21 protein-coding genes and 3 pseudogenes are annotated in these 25,128 nt (G+C 73.1%); 12 read left to right on the plus strand and 12 right to left on the minus strand.

All coding sequences use genetic code 11. The features are described from left to right. Positions 1 to 112 precede the first annotated feature (112 nt). The 4 genes from BLR33_RS09300 to nagA all read left to right on the plus strand — a co-directional run bounded on the left by BLR33_RS09300 (position 113) and on the right by nagA (position 4,721). On the plus strand, positions 113 to 988 hold the full coding sequence (locus tag BLR33_RS09300) for a carbohydrate ABC transporter permease (protein ID WP_218136632.1): 876 nt from the start codon (positions 113 to 115) through the stop codon (positions 986 to 988). Further along, positions 985 to 1,827, plus strand: a complete 843-nt coding sequence (locus tag BLR33_RS09305) for a carbohydrate ABC transporter permease (RefSeq protein ID WP_093783859.1) — start codon at positions 985 to 987, stop codon at positions 1,825 to 1,827. The genes BLR33_RS09300 and BLR33_RS09305 overlap by 4 nt, the downstream gene beginning before the upstream one ends. Before the next feature lie 135 nt (positions 1,828 to 1,962). Next, positions 1,963 to 3,432 (plus strand): glycoside hydrolase family 3 protein, encoded by a 1,470-nt coding sequence (locus BLR33_RS36030; RefSeq protein ID WP_093783860.1) that lies wholly within the window; start codon positions 1,963 to 1,965, stop codon positions 3,430 to 3,432. Next, positions 3,429 to 4,721 carry an N-acetylglucosamine-6-phosphate deacetylase gene (gene nagA / locus BLR33_RS09315; protein ID WP_245771307.1) on the plus strand — a complete coding sequence of 431 codons (1,293 nt, stop codon included), beginning with the start codon at positions 3,429 to 3,431 and terminating at the stop codon, positions 4,719 to 4,721. Before BLR33_RS36030 ends, nagA begins: the two co-directional genes overlap by 4 nt. Before the next feature lie 315 nt (positions 4,722 to 5,036). Here the strand turns inward: nagA and BLR33_RS09320 are convergent, their stop codons facing one another. From BLR33_RS09320 to BLR33_RS35135, 4 genes are all read right to left on the minus strand, one after another. Beyond that, the gene (locus tag BLR33_RS09320) at positions 5,037 to 5,822 is read right to left on the minus strand and encodes an alpha/beta fold hydrolase (RefSeq protein WP_093784271.1); all 786 of its coding nucleotides are present in this window, start codon (positions 5,820 to 5,822) and stop codon (positions 5,037 to 5,039) included. 416 nt (positions 5,823 to 6,238) lie between these two features. After that, on the minus strand, positions 6,239 to 7,012 hold the full coding sequence (locus BLR33_RS34265) for a PH domain-containing protein (protein WP_107408863.1): 774 nt from the start codon (positions 7,010 to 7,012) through the stop codon (positions 6,239 to 6,241). Positions 7,013 to 7,173: 161 nt separating this feature from the next. Beyond that, positions 7,174 to 7,743: a MarR family winged helix-turn-helix transcriptional regulator gene (locus tag BLR33_RS09335; RefSeq protein WP_093783863.1), complete on the minus strand. Its 570-nt coding sequence runs from the start codon at positions 7,741 to 7,743 to the stop codon at positions 7,174 to 7,176. Continuing rightward, entirely contained in the window at positions 7,740 to 7,883 is a 144-nt protein-coding gene (locus BLR33_RS35135; protein WP_176930206.1) for a hypothetical protein, read from the minus strand. Before BLR33_RS35135 ends, BLR33_RS09335 begins: the two co-directional genes overlap by 4 nt. 32 nt (positions 7,884 to 7,915) lie before the next feature. Here BLR33_RS35135 and BLR33_RS09340 point away from each other — a divergent pair, with 32 nt between their 5' ends. Next, the gene (locus BLR33_RS09340) at positions 7,916 to 8,551 is read left to right on the plus strand and encodes an ester cyclase (RefSeq protein WP_093783864.1); all 636 of its coding nucleotides are present in this window, start codon (positions 7,916 to 7,918) and stop codon (positions 8,549 to 8,551) included. An 85-nt stretch (positions 8,552 to 8,636) separates the two neighbouring features. Here the strand turns inward: BLR33_RS09340 and BLR33_RS09345 are convergent. Further along, a pseudogene (locus BLR33_RS09345) lies at positions 8,637 to 9,044 on the minus strand (transcriptional regulator); the annotation flags it as partial. 277 nt (positions 9,045 to 9,321) lie between these two features. On the opposite strand from BLR33_RS09345, the gene BLR33_RS09350 reads away from it, so the two are divergent. Beyond that, positions 9,322 to 9,762, plus strand: a complete 441-nt coding sequence (locus BLR33_RS09350) for a VOC family protein (RefSeq protein WP_093783865.1) — start codon at positions 9,322 to 9,324, stop codon at positions 9,760 to 9,762. A gap of 221 nt (positions 9,763 to 9,983) precedes the next feature. Here BLR33_RS09350 and BLR33_RS09355 read toward each other — a convergent pair whose 3' ends face one another. Then, the gene (locus BLR33_RS09355; protein ID WP_093783866.1) at positions 9,984 to 10,850 is read right to left on the minus strand and encodes a hypothetical protein; all 867 of its coding nucleotides are present in this window, start codon (positions 10,848 to 10,850) and stop codon (positions 9,984 to 9,986) included. 499 nt (positions 10,851 to 11,349) lie between these two features. On the opposite strand from BLR33_RS09355, the gene BLR33_RS09360 reads away from it, so the two are divergent. Together BLR33_RS09360 and BLR33_RS09365 are read left to right on the plus strand one after the other, a co-directional pair. Further along, the gene (locus tag BLR33_RS09360) at positions 11,350 to 12,294 is read left to right on the plus strand and encodes an NADP-dependent oxidoreductase (RefSeq protein WP_093783867.1); all 945 of its coding nucleotides are present in this window, start codon (positions 11,350 to 11,352) and stop codon (positions 12,292 to 12,294) included. Beyond that, positions 12,291 to 12,902, plus strand: coding sequence for an HD domain-containing protein (locus tag BLR33_RS09365; RefSeq protein WP_093783868.1), 612 nt, complete (start codon positions 12,291 to 12,293; stop codon positions 12,900 to 12,902). The genes BLR33_RS09360 and BLR33_RS09365 overlap by 4 nt, the downstream gene beginning before the upstream one ends. Positions 12,903 to 13,036: 134 nt before the next feature. On the opposite strand, the gene BLR33_RS09370 is transcribed toward BLR33_RS09365, so the two are convergent. Further along, the gene (locus tag BLR33_RS09370) at positions 13,037 to 13,780 is read right to left on the minus strand and encodes an SDR family oxidoreductase (RefSeq protein ID WP_093783869.1); all 744 of its coding nucleotides are present in this window, start codon (positions 13,778 to 13,780) and stop codon (positions 13,037 to 13,039) included. Between the two features lie 104 nt (positions 13,781 to 13,884). On the opposite strand from BLR33_RS09370, the gene BLR33_RS09375 reads away from it, so the two are divergent. After that, positions 13,885 to 14,733, plus strand: a complete 849-nt coding sequence (locus BLR33_RS09375; RefSeq protein ID WP_093783870.1) for a LysR family transcriptional regulator — start codon at positions 13,885 to 13,887, stop codon at positions 14,731 to 14,733. Between the two features lie 58 nt (positions 14,734 to 14,791). On the opposite strand, the gene tpg is transcribed toward BLR33_RS09375, so the two are convergent. The 4 genes and pseudogenes from tpg to BLR33_RS09395 all read right to left on the minus strand — a co-directional run. Continuing rightward, positions 14,792 to 15,349, minus strand: coding sequence for a telomere-protecting terminal protein Tpg (gene tpg / locus BLR33_RS09380; protein WP_093783871.1), 558 nt, complete (start codon positions 15,347 to 15,349; stop codon positions 14,792 to 14,794). A gap of 101 nt (positions 15,350 to 15,450) precedes the next feature. Further along, positions 15,451 to 18,039, minus strand: a complete 2,589-nt coding sequence (gene tap, locus BLR33_RS09385; protein ID WP_093783872.1) for a telomere-associated protein Tap — start codon at positions 18,037 to 18,039, stop codon at positions 15,451 to 15,453. 575 nt (positions 18,040 to 18,614) lie between these two features. Next, on the minus strand, positions 18,615 to 19,019 hold the full coding sequence (locus tag BLR33_RS09390) for a hypothetical protein (protein WP_245771308.1): 405 nt from the start codon (positions 19,017 to 19,019) through the stop codon (positions 18,615 to 18,617). 261 nt (positions 19,020 to 19,280) lie between these two features. Next, positions 19,281 to 20,084 (minus strand): annotated as a pseudogene (locus tag BLR33_RS09395) (IS256 family transposase); the annotation flags it as partial. Here BLR33_RS09395 and BLR33_RS34270 point away from each other — a divergent pair. Next, positions 20,073 to 20,198, plus strand: a pseudogene (locus BLR33_RS34270) (IS5/IS1182 family transposase); the annotation flags it as partial. The pseudogenes BLR33_RS09395 and BLR33_RS34270 overlap by 12 nt on opposite strands. A 2-nt stretch (positions 20,199 to 20,200) precedes the next feature. Here the strand turns inward: BLR33_RS34270 and BLR33_RS09400 are convergent. Further along, positions 20,201 to 20,572 carry a hypothetical protein gene (locus BLR33_RS09400; protein WP_093783874.1) on the minus strand — a complete coding sequence of 124 codons (372 nt, stop codon included), beginning with the start codon at positions 20,570 to 20,572 and terminating at the stop codon, positions 20,201 to 20,203. Between the two features lie 335 nt (positions 20,573 to 20,907). Between BLR33_RS09400 and BLR33_RS09405 the strand changes: the two genes are divergently transcribed. Together BLR33_RS09405 and BLR33_RS09410 are read left to right on the plus strand one after the other, a co-directional pair. Next, a complete protein-coding gene (locus tag BLR33_RS09405) occupies positions 20,908 to 22,437 on the plus strand; it encodes a PP2C family protein-serine/threonine phosphatase (RefSeq protein ID WP_245771309.1) in 1,530 nt (509 codons plus the stop codon). A gap of 650 nt (positions 22,438 to 23,087) precedes the next feature. Continuing rightward, entirely contained in the window at positions 23,088 to 24,764 is a 1,677-nt protein-coding gene (locus BLR33_RS09410) for a beta-1,3-glucanase family protein (protein WP_093783875.1), read from the plus strand. Positions 24,765 to 25,128: the final 364 nt, after the last annotated feature.

Raw genomic sequence — 25,128 nt, forward strand, 5'->3', positions numbered from 1 at the left:
GACCCCGATGGCAATCACCGAGAAGCGGAGCGCGGCGCGCGCTCCGGGCCGGCCCCGCCCACGGCCGAAGGGCCGGCCCGGCGGCGCCCGGCGGCGGATGCTGCCGTGGGCGATGATCGCCCCCGCGGCGGCCGCCCTGATCCTCATCCAGGGCTACCCCCTGGCGCGGCTGCTGGTGCTGTCCACCCAGAACTTCGGTCCGCGCTCCCTGTTCACCGGGCAGGCGGACTTCGTCGGCGCGGACAACTTCACCGCGCTGTTCGGCGATCCCGACTTCCGGGCGGTGCTGCTGCGCACGCTGGTCTTCACCGTGGTGTGCGTCGCGCTGCTGATGGTGCTCGGTTTCCTCCTGTCCCACCTGCTCACCGGCGTCTCGCCGTGGGCGCGGGTGGTCACCACCGTCTCGCTGGTCCTGGTGTGGGCGATGCCGATGGTGGCGGCCACCTTGGTGTGGCAGTGGATGTACCAGCCGCAGTACGGCGTGGCCAACTGGCTGCTGACCAAGCTGCGGGTGTTCGGCGACCTGACCGCGTACGACTGGTTCTCCCACCCCGACCAGGCCCTCGGGCTGGTGATCCTGCTCACCGTGTGGAAGGGCCTGCCGTTCGTCGCGCTGACCCTGTTCGCGGCGCGCGGGCAGATCCCCGAGCCGCTGTACGAGGCGGCGCGGCTCGACGGTGCCGGCACCCTGCAGACGTTCCGGCACATCACGGTGCCGATCCTGCGTCCGGTGCTGGGCATCCTGACGCTGCTTGAGGTGATCTGGTCGGTGAACTCCTTCACCCCGATCTGGGTGCTCACCCAGGGCGGCCCGGACGGCCGGACCACGACCCTCGGGGTGTACGCGTACGTGACCGCGTTCAGCCGCAACGACTACGGCAGCGGCGCGTCCGTCGCGGTGGTGACCGTGCTGATCCTCGCCGTGCTCTCTATCGCCTACGTCCGCAGGCTCGCCGACCAGGGGGACGAGCAGGGAGGACCGGCATGAGCGCGCACCCGACCCCGGCGCGGCGCCGCCGCGCCGTCAACAACACGATCGCAGTGGCGGTCTCGGCGGTGATGCTGTTCCCCGTCTACTGGATGGTGGCCACCGCGTTCAAGCCGAGCGGGAAGATCCTCAGTGCGGTACCGCAGTTCTTCCCGTGGCCGATCAGCCTCGGCAACTTCCAGCGGGCGCTGGCCAAACCGCACTTCTGGGTGTTCGTCCGCAACTCGCTGACGGTGACGCTCTCCTCGGTGGCACTCTCCCTCGTCATCGCGCTCTTCGCCGCCATCGCCATCGCCCGTTTCCGGTTCGCCGGGCGGAAGGTGCTGCTGGCGATCCTGGTGCTGGTGCAGATGATCCCGGCGGCGGCGATGGTCATCCCCGTCTACCTCATGCTCCGCTCCATCGGCGCGCTGGACTTCGTGCCCGGCCTGATCCTCACCTACATGACGTTCGTGCTGCCGTTCACGATCTGGACGCTGCGCGGCTTCGTGGACGGGGTCCCGGTGGAACTGGAGGAGGCGGCGCTGGTGGACGGCTGCGGCCGGTTCCAGATGTACGTCCGGGTGCTGCTGCCGCTGCTCATGCCGGGCATCGTGGCCACCTCGATCTTCGCCTTCGTCAACGCGTGGGACGACTACCTCTTCGCCTACGTGATCATGAAGTCGCAGAACAACTACACGCTGCCGGTATGGCTGGTGTCCTTCAGAACCGCCGAGAGCGTGGACTACGGCGCCATGATCGCCGCCTCCACCATCTTCTCGCTCCCGGTACTGGTCTTCTTCCTCCTGGTGCAGCGCCGGCTGGTGGGCGGCATGACCAACGGCGCGGTCAAGGGATGACCACGGCACCCCCTCTCCCTGCCCGCGCCCGGCCGTCCGCGTCCCCCGCCGGCCCCCCTCCACCGTCCTGCACCGTCCTGCACCCCTCGCACCCCCGTACCCGCTGAATCCCCCGATCCGAGAAGTGAGGACTCCATGACCGAACTGTCGCGCCTCGCCCACGGCGTGCTGTTCCCCGCGCTGGGCCGCCGGACCGTGCCGCGGTGGGCGCGCGCCCGGGTCGCGGAAGGGCTGGGCGGCTTCGTGCTCTTCGGCAAGGACATCGCCTCCGCCGAGCAGTTGCGCGAACTCACCGACGGCCTGCACGCGCTGCGCGACCACGTCCTGCTCGCGGTGGACGAGGAGGGCGGCGACGTCAACCGCCTGGAGGCGTACGGCGGTACGTCGGTGCCCGGCAACCACGCGCTCGGCCGGCTCGACGACCCCGAGCTCACCCGGCAGGCCGCCCACCAGATCGGGCTCTCCCTGGTGGAGGCCGGCATCGACTGGGACCTGGCGCCCGCGGTGGACACCGCCGTCAACCCGCTGAGCCCGAACGGCATCCGCTGCTTCGGCGCGGACCGCGCGTTGGTGGCCCGGCACGCGGCCGCGTGGGTGGAGGGGCTCCAGGCGGCGGGCGTCAGCGCCTGCGCCAAGCACTTCCCCGGCCACGGGCTCAGCTCCACCGACGCGCACCTGGGCACCCCGACCGTGGACCTGTCCCGGCAGGAGCTGGTCGACCACTACCTCGACCCGTTCCGGGCGGCCGTCGCGGCCGGTGTGGACAGCATCATGGTCTCCCACGTGCTGCTCACCCAACTGGACTCCGTGCCGGCCACGATCAGCCCGGCGGTGCTCACCGGGCTGCTGCGCGGCGAACTCGGCTACGACGGGGTGGTCATCACCGACGCCCTGGAGATGCACGGGATCAGCGACGTCGCCAAGCTGCCCGAGGCCGCGGTCCGGGCGATCGCGGCGGGCGCGGACGCCCTGTGCCTGGGCGCGTGGGCGTTCGGCGACGACGTGGACGCCGCCGCGGCGGCCCTGGTCACGGCCGTCGAGGACGGCACCTTGCCGGAGGAGCGGCTGCGCGAGGCCAACGCCAGGATCGCGAAGCTCGGCACCCGGCGGCGGCCGGCCAAAGCCGCCCACGACGACTCGGTGGGGGCCCGGCTCGCCCGGCAGGTGCTGGAGGTGCACGGCGACCCCGTACTGCGCGGCGACCGCGCCCTGGTGGTCCGGCTCGACCCGACGCACTCGCCCGCGCAGGGCGGCGCCGCATGGGGCGTCGAGGAGCCGCTGCGCGCCGCGGGCGTCGAGGTGGAGGCGCTGTCGGTGGCCGGGGACACGTACAACGCCGAAGGCATGATCAAGGCCGAGATCGGGCTGTACCTGGAGGAGTTCGGGCCCGGGGCGGACGTGGTGCTGCTGGTCCGCAGCCCGCACCGCTTCCCGTGGCAGGCCCCGGTCCTCGCCGAGCTGCTGGCCAGGCACCCGGACTGCGTGGTGGTCGACATGGGCGTACCCGGCACCGACTTCGCCGGATTCCGCGGCTGGGTGCGCACCTTCGGCGCCTCGCGGGTCTGCACCGCCGCGGCGGTGGACGCCCTGCTGGCACGGCGGTGACGGCTCCGAGCGATCCGCCCGCGCCGGACCCGGCCAGGTCCCGCGCGGGCGGCGCCCGCGACGGACACCTGCTCGTCGGGGGGCGGTTCGCGACCGCACACGGGGTGGTGTCCGGGTGGCTGCTGGTCCGCGGCGGGCTGATCCACTCCCTGGGGGCCGGCCCACCGCCCGCGGTGGACGAACCGGCGCTGGACCTCGCGGGGCGGCTGGTCGTGCCCGGCTTCGTGGACCCGCACTGCCACGGCGGGGCCGGCCACTCCGTCTACACCGGGAACCCGGACGACGTACGGGCGGCCGCGGCCGCCCACCTCGCACGCGGCACCACCACGATGCTGGCCTCGGTGGCGAGCATCGACCCGCCGGCGATGGCCGCCGCGGTACAGGCCGTCGCCGAGGTGATCGAGGACGGCTCGGCACCGAACCTGGTGGGCATCCACCTGGAAGGGCCCTTCCTGTCCCCCGCCCGGCGCGGCGCGCAGACCGCCACCGCGCTGCGCGCGCCGGATCCCGCCGTGCTGCGTCCGCTCCTGACCGCGGCCCGCGGGCACGCCGTGTCGATGACCGTGGCACCCGAACTCCCGGGCGCGCTGCGGCTGATCGAGCAGTACGCCGGGCAACTCGTCCTGTCCCTCGGGCACACCGACGCACCCGCGGACACCTTCACCCGGGCAGTGGACGCGGGCGCCCGCTCGGTCACCCATCTGTTCAACGCGATGCCGCCACTGGAGCACCGGGCGCCGGGCCCCGTAGCGGCGGCACTGCTCGATCCCCGGCTGAGCTGCGAACTGATCCTGGACGGCCGGCACCTCGCCGACGACACCGTCCGGCTGGCACACCGCATCGCCGGCGCGGAGCGGCTGATGCTGGTCAGCGACGCCATGCCGGCCGCGGGGCTCGGAGATGGCGACTACCGGTTCGCCGACCGGGAGGTGACCGTGAGCGACGGAGTCGCGCGGCTGCGCGGCACCGGCACCGGCACCGGCACCGGCACCGGCACCCTCGCAGGATCCACCCTCTTCGTGGCCGAGGCATTCCGCCGGGCAGTCGACGTCGTCGGCCTGCCCACGGCCGACGCCGCCCGGATGGCCGCGGGCACCGCCGCCCGCCTCCTCGGCCTCACCGACCGCGGAACACTGCGCCCGGGCCTGCGGGCCGACCTGGTGGAGCTCGACGACGATCTGCACCCGGCCCGGGTCTGGCTGGCAGGCCGTGCGGTCACCGACCTCCCGGGGCGGGCCGCTTGCAGGGTGACGCACCAGCCGGAGCAGCCGGCGCAACGGCGGACGTGACCACCCAACGCACCGCCCACCGCGGCCCTCCCGGCGCCCGGTGCCGTACGGTCCGCAGGCCGTTGCTTCATCCCGTATCGAAGGGGCCGCCCCCAACCCGCGCGACCGCCCAACGCGAGCCCGCGCCCGTGCCCCAGGGCGAGCGATGACCCGCGCACCCGCGGAGGCCTACGCCCGGGGCGTCCGGCGAGACGACGCCGGCGGAGGCTGACGCGCCGGTCCGCACCGAGAGAGGACGCCGTCAGGGCCGCAGCAGGCCCGCCGGACGCCGCCTCGATGACCGGATGCGGGCGCGCCGCTACCCGTCGGACATCCCTACCGGGCGAGGAATGGCTGCAGGGCGGCCAGGAGTTCGGCCGGCGCGTCCAGGGCCACGAGGTGGGCGGCAGTGGGGAACTCCACCAGAACGGCACCGGGGATCCCGGCGGCATAGCGGCGGGCAATGTCGCGGAAGTCCTCGACGTCCAGGGCGCCCACACCCACCAGCACAGGCACGGACACGGCGGCCAGGTCGCCGCCCGCCGGGCCTTTCGAGTACTCCCCCACGACGGCCTGGTTGGCCAACGAGGTCCGCAACGGGCCGCGGAGCCGGTCGGCCAGGCCGTCCGGCACCTCGTCCCAGCCGCGGGCAGGCCCACGCAGCCACATGTCCAGGTTGACGCGGACGGCCGCGTCCAGGTCGCCGGCCTCCAAAGCGGCGGTCTCGGCCTCGTCGTAGGCGACCATCTCCCCCGACCACGGGTAGCCCGGCCAGGGCGCGGCAAGGATCGCCAGGGAATGCACCCGGTCGGGGTGGGTGAGCGTGAAGTCCACGGCCACGCGGCCGCCCCAGGACGCACCGACCAGCCGAACACGGTCGTGGCCGAGATGGTCCAGCAGGCACCGCAGGTCGTCGGTCTCACTGAAAGGCCCGGCCGGCGGCGCGGACGCGCCGAAGCCACGCAGGTCGTAGCGGACCACGCGGTACCGCTCCGCGAGAGCGGGCACCACCGCATCCCACATGCGATGGTCGGCCACCCCGGCGTGTACGAGCACGACCGGCGGCCCGTCACCGACCACATCGTAGGAGAGGTACCCGAGACCATCACTCAATGTGCGCACGCCCGCCATGCTCCCAGCCGCCCCCGCGGGCACCAACCGCTTATCGCGACCGTGTCAGCCATGCCGGCCACGCCGCCCATGCCAGCTATTCCGCGCGGGACCGGCGAACCCCCGCACCGCGTACAACAAGTCCTCCTGGGCGCGCTACCTCAACGGCCGGCAGTTCGCGCCCCGCGACGCCGTCGAGACGCTGTGCGCCCTGGCGGGGCAGCTACCGGGACTCCTCATGGCGCTGTGGGAACTGGCCGACCCGGAGTGGAGCGGCCGCCACAGGACGTCGGCCGCGCCGCCACCACCCCCCAACCAGCCGACCGGCGGCGCGGTTCGTCCCCGCACCTCCTTGATCTGCCGGGCCCGTCCGGGACCCGACCGGCCGACGTCCGGCCCCGTAGCGCCGGACCGCGGCAGGCGACGGTTCACCGGGCGTCGGGCTCAACCGCGGGCGGGCCAGCCGCGGGCGCGGTCCCGGCGGGTCCCACCGCACGGGGCACCGCCACAACCGCCGAGCCCGACGGCGGGCCGTCGTCCGCCGGCAGCGTCCCCGGCGTCACCCCCCAGTGCGAGGGCACAACCTCGCGCGCCGCGGCCAGGAACGCCGCCGCGTCATCGGCCGCCGCCGGATCCTCGAAGAAGAAGCTGACGAAGTCCGGTTCGCGCAACGTGGTGTCCGCCCCGCCGTTCGCCGCGGCCAGCTCGGGCAACGTACGGGCCAGCAGCGGTTCTTCCTCCGCGGAGACCTCCGCGCCGTGCCGTACGGCCACCGCATGGGTGCCGCGCAGGTCCATCGCGACCGCCGCCGTCACCGCCCGCGCGCTGAACCGCGGTGTGCGGAATTCCCACGGCCTCGCCGCCGGAGCGGGAAAGCCGTGCCTGGCCAACTCTTCCAGCACCCGGCGCCGTTGGTGGTCGCCCTTGCTCTCGCCGTCGTCGTCGAGTGTCGCCAGCGCCATCAGCACCGGCCCGTTGCAGTAGTCCTGGCGCTGCACCTGCGTCAGGAACCGGCCCAGCGGGGGCTCCTGCCCGCGCAGCACCAGGCGCAGATGGTATGTGGGAGGGCCGTTGACCACTCCTGATCTGCGCTCGGAGTAGACCAGGCCGGCGATGTCCGCCCAGGCGAAGCGCCGGCGGCGTACGACCCGCTGGATGGTGACGCCCCTCTCGTCGAAGACGAGCTTCACCAGGAACCGCATTTGGAGCCAGTTGTGGCGAGCGGTGGGCCGCTGGGGACCTCGGCGGCCACCGGACCCCGACCCGCGGGGCCCACCAGCGCCGGCGCCTTCCCCGGTGTGCGCGGCGTTTCCCCCGCCGCGCCCGGTCGCCGCACCAACCGAGGAGAGCGTGCCAGCTGCCGTCAGGTACCCGGGCGGTCCAGACGCCGCGGGTCGGTCCGCGCGCCCGGGTCCAGCCGCCGCAGGATCGACTCGTGCGCCGCGCCCATTTCGGCGAGCTGCTCGGGGGTGAGCGCGTCCACGACCAGGTGGCGAACGGTACGGACGTGGCGCGGTGCGACCTCCACGACCGTGCGCAGCCCCTCCTCGGTAAGGACGGCCAGAGTGCTGCGGCCGTCGTCCGGGCACGGCACCCGCCGGACCAGACCCCGCTGCTCCAACCGCTTCACGACGTTCGACAGACGCGACTGCGACGCGTTGGTCAGCCGGGCGAGCTCACTCATCCGCAACGTGACCTCCGGGCGCTCGGACAGGAACGCCATGACGCTGTACTCGAAGAAGGTCAGGCCAGCGTCGCGGCCCAGCTGGGCGTCGAGCGCGGCAGGCAGCGTCGCGAGCAGGCGCACCAGGCCCAGCCACACCGTCCGCTGATCCTCCGCCAGCCACTGCGGGGCCGCCTCCTGTTGCCCGGCGCCAGGATCGGCGTCGGGAGCGGAGTCGGAGCCCGAGTCGGCGTCAGGGGCGTACGTCATGCACCCCAATTTACTTGACGCTTGAAGTGAATGGGCGTAACGTCACCCATTACTTCAAGCTTGAAGTAAATACGGTGTGGCGCACCGGGACGCCGGCCGCCGCCCACCCGCTCCACCGACCCCTCCTTCACGTCCTTCACGTCTTTCACGTCCTTAACGCCGGAAGGCCCCCATGACCACTCGCCGTACCGTCCTGCGCGACAGCGCCGCCGTCGCCCTCGGATCCGCGCTGCTCGGCGCCTTCGCCACCGGGGGCAGCGCCGCGGCCGCCACCGCGTTCGGCGGCCACACCGCCGCACCCGCACCGCACCCCGACCTGCTGCCCGACCCCGCGACCACTCCCGTGCCCAACCCGCCCTACCCCCACGGCCTGACCGCCGAGGAGCGCGCCCACCTGCGAACGTTCGACGAACTCGACTTCGACGTCTACAGCCACGCCGACTGGGACCGGCTCCACCTCAGCCACGCCCGGACCGTCCGCGTCCACTGGCCCGACGGGCACTACACCGACGGCATCGACCGCCACATCGCCGACCTGGCCGCGCAGTTCGTGTGGGCGCCCGACACCCACATCTCGGAGCACCCCCTGCGCGTCGCCCAGGGCAGCCTCACCGCCGTCACCGGCGTCATGCGCGGCACCTTCACCCGCCCCATGCCCGACGGCAAGGGCGGCTTCATCCCGCCCACCGGCCACACCTTCGCCCTCAACATGGCCACCGTCGGCCTGTGGAACCGCAACGGCACGATGGACGAAGAATTCCTCTTCTGGGACAGCCTCACCTTCAACCAGCAACTCGGACTCGCCTGAACCGAACCGGGGCCCCGCCCGCCCCCGCCCGGCGGGGCCCACCGCCCCCGCCTGCCAGTCCCCCACGGACCCCTGCTGATCGCCCTCAGTCCGGATAGGGAACCCAGGCGGGGACGCCCGCTTTTCTGCCGTACCAGTACCGGGCCTTCCCACGGGTGCTGGTGGTGCGGAAGGGGCGGCCCCGGTCGTCGATGCGGGCCGTCCCGGTGCGGCCCTCGCAGGACCAGTCGAGTTCCAGGTACCAGCGGGTGTCGGCGCTCTGCGTCGTCGCGTCGACCAGCAGCACCTCCGGGTCCGCGGCGGAGACCAAGTACGGGAACTGCACAGCGTGCACGGTGCCCGCGCTGCCGACGCCGTCCCGCGGTCGGGCGACCGGGCGGTCGGCATCGAGGTCCACGGTGAAGCGCCGAGGCGTCAGGCCACCGCCGCAGCCCTGGTCCATCGCGTACGCGCTCCCGGCCGCAGGACTGCCGCGGCCCACGACCCGGACCTGGGGACGGTTCCCGCGGCGAGGCCGTCGTGGCCCACGGTGTGCACCGAGACGAGGGCCGCGCGCTCCGGGACACCCCAGCCCTGCCGCTCCTGGGCGACTTCGCCCGACCGCTCCCTGCGCGGCGGGCCGAACGGCACCGAGGCGCCGTTCGGGGCATCCTGTTCCTCGGGTGTCCGGCGCGGATGCCGAGAACGCGCCGCCGGGCCCGTCCCAACGAGGTGAGCGGGCATCGGCGGCCGCGGTCGGCCGCATGAGGCACGAGGCAGGAGGCAGGCGCGTGGGGATCCAGCGGATGGGCAACGTCGGCATCGTCGTGGAGGACCTGGACGCCGCCGTCGCGTTCTTCGTGGAACTCGGTATGGAGCTGGAGGGCAGGGCGCAGGTCGAGGGCCCCTTCGCCGACCAGTGCACCGGGCTCGACGGCGTCCGCTGCGACATCGCGATGGTCAGGACCCCGGACGGGCACGGCCGGCTCGAACTGGCGAGGTACCGCAGCCCCGCGGTGATCGACGCCGGGCCGCGCGACCTGCCGCACAACGTGCTCGGCACGCACCGTGTCATGTTCGCCGTCGACGACATCGAGGACACCGTCGCCCGGCTGCGCCCCCACGGTGCCGAACTCCTCGGCAGCATCGCCCGCTTCGAGGACAGCTACCTGCTCTGCTACCTCCGCGGCCCGGAAGGCATCATCATCGGCCTGGCCGAACAACTGCGCTGAACGAAAGGCCAGTACGCGGACCCCACGTCCCACATGGGAAGGGGGGGAGGCGGGGCGGCGGGCGCAGCCCGCCGCGAAGCCGGCAACCGCGGCAAGGTACATCGCTTCAAGACCCCACGACCGCCCCCGTGACCGCGTCCCTCACGACCAACCGGATCGCGCTCGGCCACCCGGTGGACAAAAGTCACGGACACGTTGCCCGCACCCGGCCAAAAGAAGCGTCACCCGCTGAGGTCGAACACCTCCCAGGTGGTGAACGGTTCGGCCTGGACGTAGATCCTGCTTCCTCGGCCGACGACCCGGCGACGGCCGGGGACAGAGCCGTCGGGCAGGGTGAGCAGGGCGACACCCGTTGGCTCGACGGACGTTTCCATGATCTCTCCGTGCGTGAGTCGGTCCCGCTCCTCGCGGTAGCCGCTGTAGAAGGCCACCCGCTCACCGTGGACGGCCACCGCTTCGGCGCCCCGGACCCGGTTCGCCCACACCCTCACGGGCTGGTCGGTGCGGTCGGGGCGTATCTCGACGAGCGGGAAGTCCGTGTAGGTGCACGCCCAGGCGGTGGTGCCCGACACGTTCAGGGCGTAGCAGTCGAAGAGGCCGGGGATGCCGGCGTCGTCCGATGTCCAAATGAGTCGGCCCGTGGCACTCCAGCAGCGGATTCCCACCGGGTTCTCGTCGAAGTGCCCGACCCAGATGCGGCCGGCCTCGTCCACGAGGAGGTGCTCGATGGCGTCCCCGACGGAGAAGAAGGAGGTCTCACGGCCGAGTGCGTCGAAGACCTGGACCTGGTTCGCGTCCTCGTATCGGCGGGCACGAGACGCGGCGACTACGAACCCGCCGTCGGGCAGGCGGTCCAGGTGCGGCCAGCGGGCTCGCACGGCGCTCAGCTCGGTGAGTTCTGCGTCGCCGTCCGGATCGACGGAGACGACCAGCCCGTCGAAGGGCCGAACGTCGTCGCCAGGCCGCGGAACGTGCTCGGCGAGCAACCAGTGAGCGGCGCCGAAAACGTCGACGGTGCTGGTCAGAACGTGGCGGTCGCGGTGCGCATGGGGCAGACGGGCGTAGGGGACGAGGGCGGTCTTTTGCATGATGGGCTCTCCTGAGCGGGCGGACGGTCACGGCCGAGGCACTGCGGCGACGGCGGTGCGCGAGCGCTGGAGAGCGGGGCGGGGTGCCTAGCGGGCATGGCCCTTTCTGGTCGTCATGAGGTGATCCTGGTCGACAACCGACCTCGGGACAAGCCGTTTCGGACGCAGCTGAGCGCTCTGGTCGGCAGGGAGCGGGTCGCACCGGCTCGCCCGCCGGCAGCCCGCTCCGACCGGCCCGGCGTTCGGTGGGGGTGGGTCGCCGAGATGGCGTACCGGGCCGGGGTGTACAGCGGGGGCGCCCGGATCGGTGCCCGCTCGGCGGGGGCGCAAGTGGCTCATCCGTTCGCCCCGGAAGTGGCCCACGCGCGGGGGCCGCCCGGGGCATAGGTTCGAAGCGACGGCCTTGGTCCCTGGGGTGGTGCTCCCGGGCGGGCACGTGTGTGCCCGACCACCGCCGGCCCTGCCGCCGTCGCCCGACCACTATCCGGGAGGAACACCCGTGCAAGCCATCACCGTCCGCGAGCGGGACGCCGGTGCCGGCGGACTCACCCTGACGGAACTGCCCCATCCGCACGCGGCCGAGAACGACGTCATCGTGCAGGTGCATGCCGCGGGGTTCACCCGCGGGGAACTCGACTGGCCCGCCACGTGGACCGACCGTGCGGGCCGCGACCGCACGCCGAGCGTGCCCGGGCACGAGCTGTCCGGGGTCGTCGTCGAGCTGGGGTACGGCACCACCGGTCTCACCATCGGCCAGCGGGTCGTCGGCATGGCCGACTGGGCCCGCGACGGCTCGCTGGCGCAGTACGCGGCCGTCGAGGCCCGCAACCTGGCGCCGCTTCCCGCGGACGTCGACCACACCCGGGCGGCCGCGCTGCCGATCTCGGGACTGACCGCGTGGCAGGGCCTGTTCGACCACGGGCGGCTCGCCGCGGGGCAGACGGTGCTGGTCCACGGCGCCGCCGGAGCGGTCGGGTCGATCGCGGTGCAACTGGCCCGCGAGGCGGGAGCGCGCGTGATCGCCACCGGGCGCTCGCACGACCGGGAGACCGCCCTGGGCCTGGGCGCCGAGACGTTCGTGGACCTCCAGGCGGACCGGCTGGAGGACGCCGGGCAGGTGGACGTCGTCTTCGACGTCATCGGCGGGGACATCGCCGAACGGTCGGCCGCGCTGGTACGTCCCGGCGGCACCCTGGTCACCATCGCCGCGCCGCCGGCGGTCACGCCCGAAGGCGGCCGGGCGGTCTTCTTCGTCGTCGAGCCCGACCGGGCCCGCCTGGCCGACCTCGTGCAGCGGGTCAGGGACGGCCGGCTCACCCTGCTCGTCGGCGAGGTGCGCCCGCTCGAGGAGACGCCGGCGGCGTTCGCACCCGGCCGCCGCGGCCGCGGCAGGACAATCATCCGTGTCGTGCCGGAGGACTCCTCGCAGGCCGGTGCGCGATGAGCCACCCGCGTCCGGACGCCCTGGCCGTGCCCGCCGGCGCGGTGCCGGCCGCCGCCCTGGAAGTGGCGACCGCCTACCACTCGCCCGCGCTGCTCAACCACTCGCTGCGCGCCTACCTGTGGGCGGCCGCCCGCGGCACGGCGGAGGGCGTCCGGTTCGACCCCGAACTCCTCTACGTCGCCGCGCTGTTCCACGACCTGGCCCTCGTACCGGTCTTCGACAGCCACACCGTCGCTTTCGAGGAGGCCGGCGGCCATCTGGCCGGTGTCTTCGCCGCCGGCGCCGGATGGCCGCCGGAGCGGCGCGCCCGCCTGTCGGAAGTGATCGTCCGCCACATGTGGCCGAGTGTCGACGTGGCCGCGGACCCCGAGGGATACCTGCTGGCGGCGGCCACCGCCACCGAGGTCATCGGCAGGGACGTGGACGCCTACCCGGCGGACTTCCGTGCCGAAGTGCTCGAACGCCACCCCCGGCTCGACCTCACCGAACAGTTCCTCGCGTGCTTCCGGTCCCAGGCCGACCGCAAACCCGACAGCTCAGCGGCGCGTGCGGTCCGATCCGGCCTCGACGCCAGGATGGCCGGCAACCCCCTGGACGCCGCTACCTGACGCCTGTCAGCACGTCCGGGTCCCCCGCCCGCGGCCGGGTCGGGCGCGACGGCCGTACCGGCACGGCGTGGCGGCGCCGGTCACGCGGACGCACCCGCACGATCACCCCGGCCGGGCCGCGGACCGGGCGCACGTCACCAGGGCACCTCTCCCTCGTCGTCGAAGAAGCGGCCCGTCGGCCCGTCGGCGGGTACGGTGGCCAGCCGGATCGCGACGGCCGCGCCCTGCTGGGGGGTGCGCACCCCCCGGAAGGCGTTGAGATCGGTCGCCGTGTAGCCGGGGCAGACGGCGTTGATCAGGATGGGCGTGTCGGCCAGCTCCTTGGCGTACTGCACGGTGACGGCGTTGAGAAACGTCTTCGACGGGGCGTAGGCGACGGAGATGGGGCCCGTCTCGGCGCCGGGCGTGGTCTGGAGGGTGAGGGAGCCGACGCTGCTGGAGACGTTCACGATCCGCGGCGACGGCGAGCGGCGCAGCAGAGGGAGCAGGGCGTTGGTGACGCGGATGACGCCGATCACGTTGGTTTCCACGGCCGCCCGTACCCGGTCCACGTCGACCGTGGTGGGCTCCTGCGGTCCGCCGCCGGTGATCCCGGCGTTGTTGACGAGCGCGTCGAGCCGCCCGGCCCGCTCCTCGATCAGCCGGGCCGCCGCTGTCACGCTGGCCTCGTCGGTCACGTCCAGCGGCACGCCGAAGGCGTCGGCTCCGGCGGCGCGCAGTTTGTCCAGGGCGGCCTCGCGCCGCTCGTCGTTCCGCGCGCCGACTCCCACGGACCAGCCGAGGGCGCCCAGCCCCGCGGCGATCTCGTACCCGATGCCCTTGTTGGCGCCGGTCACCAGCGCGATCTTGTGGTGGTTCACGGTGTTCGTCTCACTCATGACATCGATCCTTCTCCCCCAGCAGGCAGTGCGTCCAAGACCGACTGGGTGGGCGGCGATACCGGCCGGGTATCGCTCCTGGAGGTGCCGGTTACGCTGGCGAGGTGGAGACGCGTGAGCTGAAGTACTTCGTCGCGGTGGCCGAGGACCTGCACTTCGGCCGGGCGGCGCGGCGGCTCGGGATGGCCCAGCCCCCGCTGTCGCGGGCGATCGGCGGGCTCGAACGGCGTCTGGGCACCCTCCTGCTGGAGCGCGGCAGCCGGGGTCTCACCCTGACCGGGGCGGGGGCGGTGCTGCTGCGGGAGGCGCGGGCGGTGCTGGACGCCGTCGAGGCCGCCGAACGGCGCACCCGCCGGGCCGCCGTCGCGGCGACCGGCCGCCCCGCGGTGGTCCTGGCCGCGAAGGCGGGCGCCTCCAGTGAACTGCTGGCGAAGCTCCTCGACGCCTACGCCGCCGAGCCCGGTGCCGCCGCCGTGGACGTCGTGCTGTGCGGGCCGGGCGAGCAGTCGCGGTACCTGCACGACGGCCGGGCCGACGTCGCCCTGCTGCATCGGCCGTTCGACGACACGTCCGGCTTCGACACCGAGGAACTGCGCTCCGAGGGCCAGGTCGTGATCCTCCCGGCGGGCCACCCTCTGGGCGCCCGCCCGCACGTGCGGCTCGCCGAGGTCACCGGCCTGCCCGACCTGCCGCTGCCCCGCTGGCCGCGGCCCGACGGCACTTTCCCGGACGGCCCGGGACCGCGGGTGCGCGACCACACGCAGCTCACCCAGCTCATCGTCCTGGGCCGCGCCTGCGCGGTCGTGCCGGAGTCGGGCCGTACCGGCCTGTCCGAGAACCTCACCGCCGTTCCGGTCTCCGACGCCCCCCGCGTCACGACGGTCATCGCCTGGCCCCCGCAGCTCCGCTCGACAGCGGTCGCGGGGCTGGTCCGCGCCGCCACCGCACTGTGACCGTGGCGCGCCCCCGCTCGGAAACCGGGGGTCGCCGCGGCCGTTCGGCCGGGAAGGTTCAGAAGTCCAGCTCGATGTAGTCGATGTCGGTGAACTCCACTTCCAGGCCCTGGGCGCGGCGGCCGCGGTCCTTGAAGTAGATCTCCTGCAGTCCCTCGGCGGCGATGCGCCGGAGCTGCTGCTCGGTGGCGCCTTCGGCCTGGGCGTCGAAGAGGCGGGCCGCGTAGCCGGGGGGCAGGTGCTGGGTGATGCGGCGCATCCGGGCGTCGTCGGTGGAGCCGGGGGCCGCGGTGAAGCCGAAGCGGGCCCGGGTCTCGATGACGATGCCGGTGGCCGTGGCGGCGCGCTTCCTGGCCCGCTGCCGTACGCGCGGCTGCCAGTCCCGGCGGACCTCGCGCTCCAGGCGCGCCGCCAGTTCCTTGCGGGGGCGGCGCAGGGTGCCCTTGAGGTAGCGCTCGACCGTGCGCCGGGTGACGCCGAGGCGGGCCGCCGCCGCGGCGGTGGAGCCCTTCTCCGCCTTGACCAGGAACCGCATCTGCGCGCGGGCGGTCTTCGGGATCGGGCGGGTCGCCGTACTCTCCGTGGCCCGGGCCAGCGCGTCCTCGATCTCGCCCACGCCGCTATTCCTCCCCCGCGGCGTGCTCGGCCGCCGTCCCCGCGCCTACGGTCCCCGGCCGGTCCGCGAGGGCCTGCCGCGCGCCCTCCCCGCCCATGCCGCTACTCCCCCGCGTCCAGGACGGCGTCGTGGCCGTCGCCCTTGATGTGCCGGGCCGGGTTGTGCTGCTGCTCCATCAGCTCTACGGCCCAGTACAGCGGTTGGGTGCCCTCGTGCTTGACCATCCCCGGCGAGACCCCGAGCCGGAAGGTGCCCGGCGCCGCCTTGCCGGCCGCGTCGTAGGGCAGGACGTCCAGCGGGGACGGGCCGGCCCCGGGGTAGACGGCGCAGTCCGACAGCAGCGCGATCGGCAGCAGCGCGTCCTCCCCGAACACCACGGCGCCGGCCAGCGGCGGCGTGCTGCCGGTGGCGAGCGCGGTCCTGACCATCTTGCGGTGCATGTTGACCCGGGCGGCGGCGATCACCGCGGCGCGGATGTCGGGGCGCCAGGTGGGGCGCTCCAGGGCCGGCCACCGCTCGCCGGGGCGGTACTTGGCGCCTTGGGGGCGCTCACGCAGCTTGCCGATGCCGCCCTTCACGGTGGACTTGATCGCCGACAGCACCATCGCCATGCCGGGGTCGGCGGACTTGTGGCCGGCCATCGCGGTCAGGAACTGCTGGGGCGTCAGGTCGGCGGTCACCCCGAGGTCGGCCATCGTCTGCTTGTACGCCTCGGCCAGGTGCTTGTACCAGGGGTCCAGGTACGGGCCGGCCTCGCGCCGGATGTACGCCTCGATGGGCGCGACGGCGACCGGGAGCCGGAAGGTGTCGCTGAGTTCGGCGGCGTAGGCGACGGTCGGGGTGGCGTACCAGGCCGGGCCGTCGGGCCGGTGGCCGTGCGGGGTGAACGGCGACGGCAGACGCGGGTCGATCTCGATGCCGGACAGGTCCACCAGCCACGCTCCGGGCGTGGTCCTGTCGAACCGGGGCTCCTTCACGTGCTCCGGCGCCCCGAGGCCGACCGCCAGGCGGTTCGCGGCCGCGAGGAAGGCGGTGTTGACGTCGATGCCGACAGCGAAGGGCTTGCCGCACTCGGCGTCGGTGAGGAGTTCGACGGGGCGGGTCCAGTCGTACGCCTCCTCGTCGAGGACTTCCGCCGGGGTCCGCTGATGGGTGCTGGGGAACAGGGCGGCCACGACGGGGTGTTCGTCGGGGGCCTCCGGCGGCGCGGGGTCCACCGGGGCGGTCAGCGAGCCCGGGACCGGCCCGGACGTCCAGGTGCCGGTGGCGTCGTCCTTCACCGCGCGGGTCGGCGGCCGCAGCGCCGTCATCAGCTCCAGGCCCGCGACCGCGGTGGAGCCGCGGGGGGTGAGCACGCGGGTGGCGTAGGCGGCGAGGACGCGGGCGAGTTCTGCCGGGGGCAACTGGTCGGCGTCGCCCCAGGCGCGGGCGTCCAGGGCGTCCCACGGGAGGATCGCGAGCTGCACGCACTGCCGCTCGCCGCTCCTGACAGGGCGGTAGATCCGGGTCCACGGCCCGAAGCCGCGCTTGGTGAGCTGCCATTTCGCCTTGGCGATCTGCCGGACGGCCCGGTGGTCCTCCGGCAGCCGCATCCCGCGCCGGTCCTCCAGGCGCTCGGGGAGCCCGAGCCGTTGTGCTGCCGCGGCGGTGACCACGATCAGGGGGTCGGAGTCCTTGCCGGAGCGGTGCAGCCGCGGCGCGCCGAGCTTCGCTTCGGCGAGCGTCCACTCCACGAGGTCCGGCACCGTGCTGGCGGGGCACTCCAGCACCAGCCCGCCCGCGCAGTACACGGAGCCGTCGCCGTCGAGTACGCCGAGCGGGCCGTGGGCGAAGCGCGGATCCGTGGCCGGGGGGGCGGGCGGGGCGGCTTTCTGCGCCGCCGGGCGGCGCGGGGCCGTTGCCCGCCGGGCGGGGGGTGCCGGGGCCGGCTCCTCGGTGACGTGGGCGCTCGGGGCGGCGCTCGAGGTGGCGCTCACGGCGGGCGCCGGGGGTGTCGGGGGTGCGGGGTGGTGCGGTGACGGCTGCTGCGGGGAGCGGTGGGGGGCCGCCGCGGGGTGGGGTGGGGTAGCGGAGGCGAGACCGTTGGGCGCGGCCGGGGCTGCCGGTCGCCCTTCGGGCGCGTAGCGGGGCGGGGTGACCGGGGCAGGACCGTCAGAGGTGGCCGGGGCAGCCGCTCGTTTTTCGGACCCGGAGCGCTGCTGGGTAGCCGGGGCGAGACCATCGGTAGCGGAGGCTACGGCCGAGGCTGCCGGTGGCGCTTCGGACCCGGAGCGAGGCGGGGCGGCGGGCGCGGGACCGTGGGACGCAACCGGGACTGCCGTACGTGGTTCGGGCCCGGAGCGGTGCAGGGCAACCGGCGCGGGACCGTCGGACGCGACCGGGGCTGCCGTTCGTCCTTCAGGTTCTGCCGGTGGGGGCGTGGCCGGGCTCGCGGGAGCGGGGAACCGTGCGGCCAGGCCCTCCAGCAGCCGGGCGTAGGCGGCACGCTGCGGCGGCCGGGGCTCGCTGCGCCCGGCCTCCCAATTCCCCACCGCCTCCCGCCGCGTCGCCACCGCCGCGGCGACCTGCGCCTGGCTCAGCCCCGCCGCCTCCCGCAGCCGCCTGCGCTCGGCGGGCGGCGGCAGGCTGTCCGAGGAGACGTGTTCCAGCAGCGCGTCGACCGCGCCGAACAGCTCGTCCTCCGTAGGCACCGCTCCACCTCCACGCCCCGCACACTATCCCGATCGCGCACGCCACCACTCAACGAATCGCTCACGCGTCGACAGAAGTCGGCTCTTCCTCGGGGCCGACATGTGCGGGCTCGTCCTGCCGGAAGGGCTCGGAGCGGTCCGAGACCGGCGAGGCAGGGGAATCGGCTCTCCCGTCCCCTGGGATCTGCACGCCCTCACCGGAGCATCACCGCTACCTCACACCGGCCGACGCCCCCTGCCACGCGTCCTACCCGCGCCCACCGCACACGACCTGGACGACATACGCCGTTTCGACGTGCGTCTGGAGAGCACGGTCAACACCGTCGCCGGTGAGCAGGTAAGCCGTGCGCAGCAACGGTTTCGACCCTGTCGCCACGAACTGCGGAACTCCTGTTCCCCGTAGGCGTTCATCGTCCCCGTAGGAACGAGTGCCGGGAGTCAGGGGTTCGACCGCTCTGGGGCCGGGCTTTCCGGGACGGCGGTCGGAGGCCGCCCCAAAGCCCTGCAGCGGGAGCCGTCGGGACTACGACCCCACGAGCAATAGTCAAGGCTTGTGGGTGAGGCACTGTGGTTGCTCAGCCTCTGTGGGCTTGGGGGCAGTGCGCTGCGACCCAGGTAGCGGTGATGTCGTTGCACGTGACGATGACGGACCCGGGCCTGAAGGCCATCTCGTGACTGCAGCCCTGGTCGTGCGGAAGGATCTCGTCCAGGATCAGCGTGCCGAGCTTGTCCCAGGTCGAGGGCTCGTTCGGAGTACCGATCTGGACGGCTGTCACCCCCGCGTAACGGATGACCAGGTCCTCCTCGTGCTTCCAGCAGTTGTGACGGAGGTGGAGGTCCAGGGCTTGACCCTCGTGGAGGAAGGTCGCCTGGTGGAGCGTCAGGTCCTTGACGCAGCGCCGCCCGGCGAAGTCGTAGTGGCTCGGGTCGGTGGCGAACGTCCTGGCGCCCGGGGGCAGGCTGGTGCTCAGTGCAGGCAAAAGCTCAAGGTAGGGGCCAGGGTCGAGGACCCCGGTCAGTTCGCCGACTCGCGCATCGAGATCGACATACCTCATTGCTCACTCCCGCGCTGGTCCAGCGGTCTGCCCTTGGGCGACCTCAGGGTGACATGCCGGCTCGGGGTCCCGCTCAGGCGTTTCCGCCGTTCGCTGACCTCGTCCGCCTCAGCGCCCTGCTGTAGCTCGTAGAGGAAGCGCGAAGCGAACCTGCTCGTCCGGGTTCTCCAGGATGTCGTGAAAGGGTCACGCGGCCTGCTCCTCACGCTCGACCAAGACGCCGTTCTCGAACCGCGCACCGGCGCGGACCAGGGACACCAGGTGGGCGCCGGTGATCGCGCGCCACCGGGCCTGAGCTGAATCGACCAGCTTGAACACCAGCGCGAGCGCGGCCGCGGAGCTGCCGGCACCGCGGGTGACCTTGGCGCGCAGTTCGACGGGGGAGAAAGTCGACTCGATAGGGTTCGTGGTCCGCAGGTGGATCCAGTGCTCGCCGGGGAACTCGTAGAACGCGAGGAGTTCGTCCCGGTCGTCGGTGATCTTCGCGACGGCCTTGGGGAACCTGGCTCCGTAGGTCCTCGCGAACACCTCGCTCGCTCTCTCGGCATGGGTGCGGGACTCCACGTTGTAGATCTCCTGCACGGCCTTCGCCGCGCCGGGCTGCGCGGACTTCGGCAGGCAGTTCGAGACATTCCGGGCCTTGTGAACCCAGCACCTCTGCGGCCGTGCGGCCGGGAACACCTCGGCGAGCGCACGCCACAGGCCCATGGCGCCGTCGCCGACCACCAGCTCGGGGTCTCGCATGCCGCGTCGGCGGCAGTCGCGCGGCAGGTCCGCCCACGACTCGGTGGACTCGCGCAGGCCCTCGGCCAGGGCGATCAGCTCCTTCGTGCCGTCCAGACGGACGCCGAGCAGGAACAGGACGCAGGAGTGGGCCTGGCCGAGGCGGACCTTCGGGTGGATCCCGTCTGCCCAGACGTAGACCTAGTCGCGATCTGACAGGTCACGTGCCTGGAAGGCAGCGTGATCGTCGGTCCACTGGTCGAGCAGGCCATCGCCGCTCTCAAGCCCTGGCGCCTCCTCAGCAAACTCCGCTGCTCGGCGAGCCGGATCACGAGCCTCGTCCAAGCCGTCCTGGTCCTCCTGCTCATTGCAACGGGTTGAGATCAACCCGCAATATTCACCAGGTCCGTCAATTCAGCCTCGGTCGTCCCAGCCCGCAGACGAATGTCGAAGGTGTAACCCTCATCGCAGAACACCAGATCAAGGTCCATGGGTGTCAGCCTGCGGAAGACCATCGCCAACCAGATCGCGTCTTCCTCCCAAACGTCCATGTACAGGCATGTCCCGTCCTCGTGCAGATACGCCTCACCCGGACCGTACTCGGTCTCGAACTCCCATATGAGGCTGCGCACTTTGCTACGGTGCATCGACTCGACCTCGACCTCGGACCACCGAGCACGGATCGCATCCGTCAGCGCATCCCGATCGATGCGCCATCCGCTGACATCACCCTCGACCACCACCAAGAACGTCATAGCCAGGGCCTACCAGATGTCCGTGACACAGCGCGGATCGGGGGCTGTCGCTCAAAGCTGGAATGAGTTCAGTATTTGGCGGCAACGGCAGCGGACGACGGCTCCGCACGGTGGCAGGTCCTTTCCGTCGTCGCGGGTGCACTCGCGACGACAGGGTCGCCGAGCGCGTTGCTGAGGGTGTTGATGGCGTCGCGTGGGTGCTGGCTTCCGTGCGAGGCTGCGCTGCCTGGAAGCGACAGGGGTGCAGGTCGGAGGTGGGGGCGCGGGTGGAGGTGGGCAAGCGGAAGAGGAGGGAGGCGGTGGGCGCTTTCCTGCTTGAGGCGGGAGGACCTGTCATGACCGATGAGCGGCAGGTCGCACGAATGCTCGGCGACCTGATGCAGGCCGGACACACGGCCACGCTGGAGCAACTGCCCGGGCTGGTGGCCGCGCACGCGGCAGACGCGGGCCTGTGGCAGGTGCGGCTGTTCGTCGTCGACCTGCAGGAGGTGATCCTGCGGGAGTTGACCGGGCGCGGTGCGAACGCGGGCGAGGGCGGGCTCGAGTTCCCCGTCGAGGGCTCGCTCCCGGGGCGCGCCTACCAGCGGGTCGACCTGCTACGCGAAACTGGCGGCACCAACCACGGCACCGTCAACCGCACCAGCGCCGGCACCAGAAACGGAACCGGCGCCGGTGACGGCATCGGCAAAAGCGGCAAGGCCAGCGTGGGCGGCGGCCACTGGAACGGCAGCGGCGCTGCCGCCGGCACCTGCACCGACACCCGAATCGGAACCGGAACCGACACCAGAACCGGCAAGAACGACGAGGACGACAAAGGCGGCGACGACCGGAACGGCAGCAACACCGCCGCCGACACCAGCACCAGCACCAGCACCAGCACCAGCACCAGCAACGGCAACGGCAACGGCAACGGCCCGACCGGTACCCGCAACAGCGGTTCCTACCGGTGGTGGACAGCGGTCACCGACGGAGTCGAGCGGCTGGGCGTGCTGCGGGCCGACACCGCCGACGACAGCGAGCAGACCCGAAGCGCCCTGCGCGCGCTCGCCTCCATGACGGCGCTGCTGCTGCTCAGCAAACGCTCCTTCAGCGACTCCTACGCCCGTCTGACGCGGACCGCGCCGATGAATGTGGCCGCCGAGCTGCAGTGGAACCTGATGCCGCCGCCCGCGTACGCCGGGCACGACGTCACCGTGGGCGCCGCCCTGGAGCCCGCCTACGCCGTGGGCGGGGACGCCTTCGACTACGCCGTCGCCGGCCGCGTGCTGCACCTGTCGGTCCTCGACGCCATGGGCCACGACACGACCGCAGGGCTCACCGCGAACGTCGCCGTCGCCGCCGCCCGCAACGCCCGCCGCCAGGGCCTCGGGCTCGCGCAGATCAGCCAGGCCGTCGAGGAGGTCCTGATCGGCCAGTTCGGCAACACCCGGTACGTCACGGGGATCTTCGCCGACCTGGACCTGGACACCGGGGTGCTGGGCTGGGTCAACCGCGGCCACCACCCGCCGATCCTGGTCCGCGGCGGACGCTGGACGCGGCCGTTGGCCTGCCCGCCGGCCGGGCCGATGGGCGCCGGCCTCGGACTGCCGGTGCACGTGTGCCGCGAGCAACTGGAGCCCGGCGACAGCGTGCTGCTCCACACCGACGGCATCACCGAGGCGCGCGACCCCGACGGCAACGAGTTCGGCCTGGACCGCTTCACCGACTTCGTCGTCCGCCACCACTCCGGGCAGCAGACCCTCCACGAGACGCTGCGCCGCCTGATGCGCGCCGTCCTGCACCACCACCACGGCAGCCTCGACGACGACGCCACCGTCCTGCTCACCGAGTGGCGCGGCAGCCGCCACGAGGACCTCATCCCCTGAAGCACCGTGCCCGCCGGGCGGGTTCCGGTACCGCGTCGGGCGGCGTCGGCCACGTACGGTTCAGGGCCCGTACGCGGCCGACGCGGCTCAGGCCCCGCCCGTGCCGACCCCTGTCGGCCCCGTCGGCCCGTGTACCGAACACTGCCAGTCCGGCTGTCGCCCTTGTCGGCCCGTGTCCCGGACGCCGGCGGCCGGACTGCCGCCGGGCGGGTGCCCGTACCGGCAGCAGCAGCAGCAACGGCAGCGGCAGCAGCCGGCCGGTCTCCGGGACGCCAACGCGAGGCCCGACCCTCTCGCACACTTCCGGAGAGAGCGCTCTCTGGAGCCTTGACGGCAGACCGTACCCACGAGTTCAATCAGGGTCGATCAGATGTCCACACCCCCGCGTGCGGGCACTGCACGCTTCCGCACGCCGTCCACCCCTCCCCGACAACCTCCCGCAGACCAGCAGATCCCGCAGACCCCCCAGTCCCCCGGCAGCTCCCGCCAGAGCCCCGGCAGACCGTCGAGCGCGCGCAGCGCTCCAAGGCTGGCGGGCGCCCCCGGGACGCCCCTTCCCCCCACACACCGGGCACGCCAGGGCCGCGCAGCACCCCCGGCCGAACGGCCGGCGGTCGCGGCCCGCTTGCCCCGTCCGAGGAGTGCACCCCATGGTCTCCCGACGTTCCTTCGTCACCGCGGCCGGCGCCCTGGCCGCCGCCGCGGCGAGTTCGCCGCTGTGGGCGAGCAGCATCACGCCCAGGGCCGCGGCCGCCGGCGCCTCACTGCCGGTCTCGCTGGCCAACAACTCCGGCAGCGGCACCGTCTACGCCTACATCAGCGGCTCCGACAGCACCGGCTGGCCCGGCTTCGTCACCCCTGACGGCCGCTTCCAGCGCCTGCCCAGCCCCTCGGCCGTGCTGACCCCCGCCCCCGACTACGCCATCGCGCTCGGCGCCTCCGGCTCGCCGGCCACCACGTTCACCCTGCAGGACTACGTCATCGGCGGCCGCGTCTGGTTCTCCGTGGGCAAGAAGATCCAGTTCTTCGTCAACCCGCCCGGCGGGGGCGGCGGCGTGCCCGGCCTGGTCCAGCCCGGCTTCACCAGCAGCGACCCCAACTGGCTGACGAACTGGACCTTCTGCGAGTTCACCTACAACAGCGCCAACCTCTACGCCAACATCTCCTACGTCGACATGGTCGCCCTGCCGGTGTCCATGGCCACCACCGGCAGCGGCGGGAACCAGTCCGTCAGCCCCCTGCCCGCCGGCGCGCTGGCCTCCATCGCCTCCGGCCTGCAGGCCCAGGCGGCAGCGGACGGCGCCCCCTGGAACCAGTTGGTGGCCACCGACGCCTCAGGCGCAGTGCTGCGCGTCCTCGCCCCCGCCCACTCCCCCACCGACTTCGGCGGCTACTGGAACTCCTACCTGGACCGGGTCTGGAGCTACTACCAGTCCCACCCGCTGACCATCAACGGCCAGGGCTCCATCGGCTCCTACACCGGCACCGTCTCCGGCGACACCCTGGTCTTCTCCGGACTGAACACCAACGGCGTGCCCTTCACCAAGCCCAGCGCCGTCGACATCTTCGGCTGCGCCAGCGGCCCGCTCTACAACTCCGGCGGCGACGCGCGCGGCGCGGTCGCCGCCCGCCTGGCCGCCGCCCTGAATCGCAGCTCCCTGCTGGTCTCCGGCGGCAACAACCAGCCCGACGGCGTCCAGCCCTCCGGCTACTACACCGACGCCATCACCAACCACTACGCGCGGCTGGTCCACAAGTACGCCACGATCGGCTACGCCTTCCCCTACGACGACGTTGGCCCCACCGGCGCCGCCCCCGTCGACGGCCACATCCAGGACGGCGCCCCCACCTCCTGGACGATCACCCTCGGCCCCGGCGCGGGCTCGGGCAGCACCCCGCCCCCCAGCGGCGGGACGGGAGCGTACAGCACGATCCAGGCGGAGTCGTACAGCGCGCAGAGCGGCACCCAGACCGAGAGCTGCACCGACACCGGCGGCGGCCAGGACGTCGGCTACGTCTCGAACGGCGACTGGCTCAAGTACCAGGCGGTGGACTTCGGTTCGACCTCGCCGCTGCAGTTCGTGGCCCGCCTGGCCTCGGGCGCGCCCGCGGGCGTCAGCGGCGCGATCCAGGTCCGTATCGACAGCGCGGGCGGCACGAAGATCGCCGAGATCGACTACGGCAGCAGCGGCGGCTGGCAGAACTGGCAGACCGTCCCCGCCAACGTCACCACCCGCGTCACCGGCGTCCACGACGTCTACCTCACCTTCGCCTCGGGCAGCACGGCGGACTTCGTGAACATCAACTGGTTCACCTTCACCAAGTAGCCCCGGCGCGGCGGCACCACGGGGCGGCGTGGGCAACTGCCCTACGGGCGGTGCGCGGGCTGCCGGGTGCGGCCGGTGGCTGCCGCGGGACTGCCCCGTGCTGCTGCTGTACGGGCGCCAAGTGGCCCCGGGACCAGGCGGGTTGAGCGCGTACGGTACGGCGGGAGCCGCGGCAACGGGCCCCGCCGTACCCATACGGGCTTCCCGGTGCCGCCTGGCGGGACGTCGGTGTCGGGCGGCCGGAAGGGCGGCGGCGGAGCAAGGGCGGCTCGGGGGGACCCGTACGGCGTCGGCCCACGCAGGGCAGCCCGGTTCGCCTGCCCATAGCCCCGCCCGCGTTCCCACCCCCTCGTCTCCGTCCGGC

The organism is Actinacidiphila guanduensis, from assembly GCF_900103985.1.
Lineage (GTDB): Bacteria > Actinomycetota > Actinomycetes > Streptomycetales > Streptomycetaceae > Actinacidiphila > Actinacidiphila guanduensis.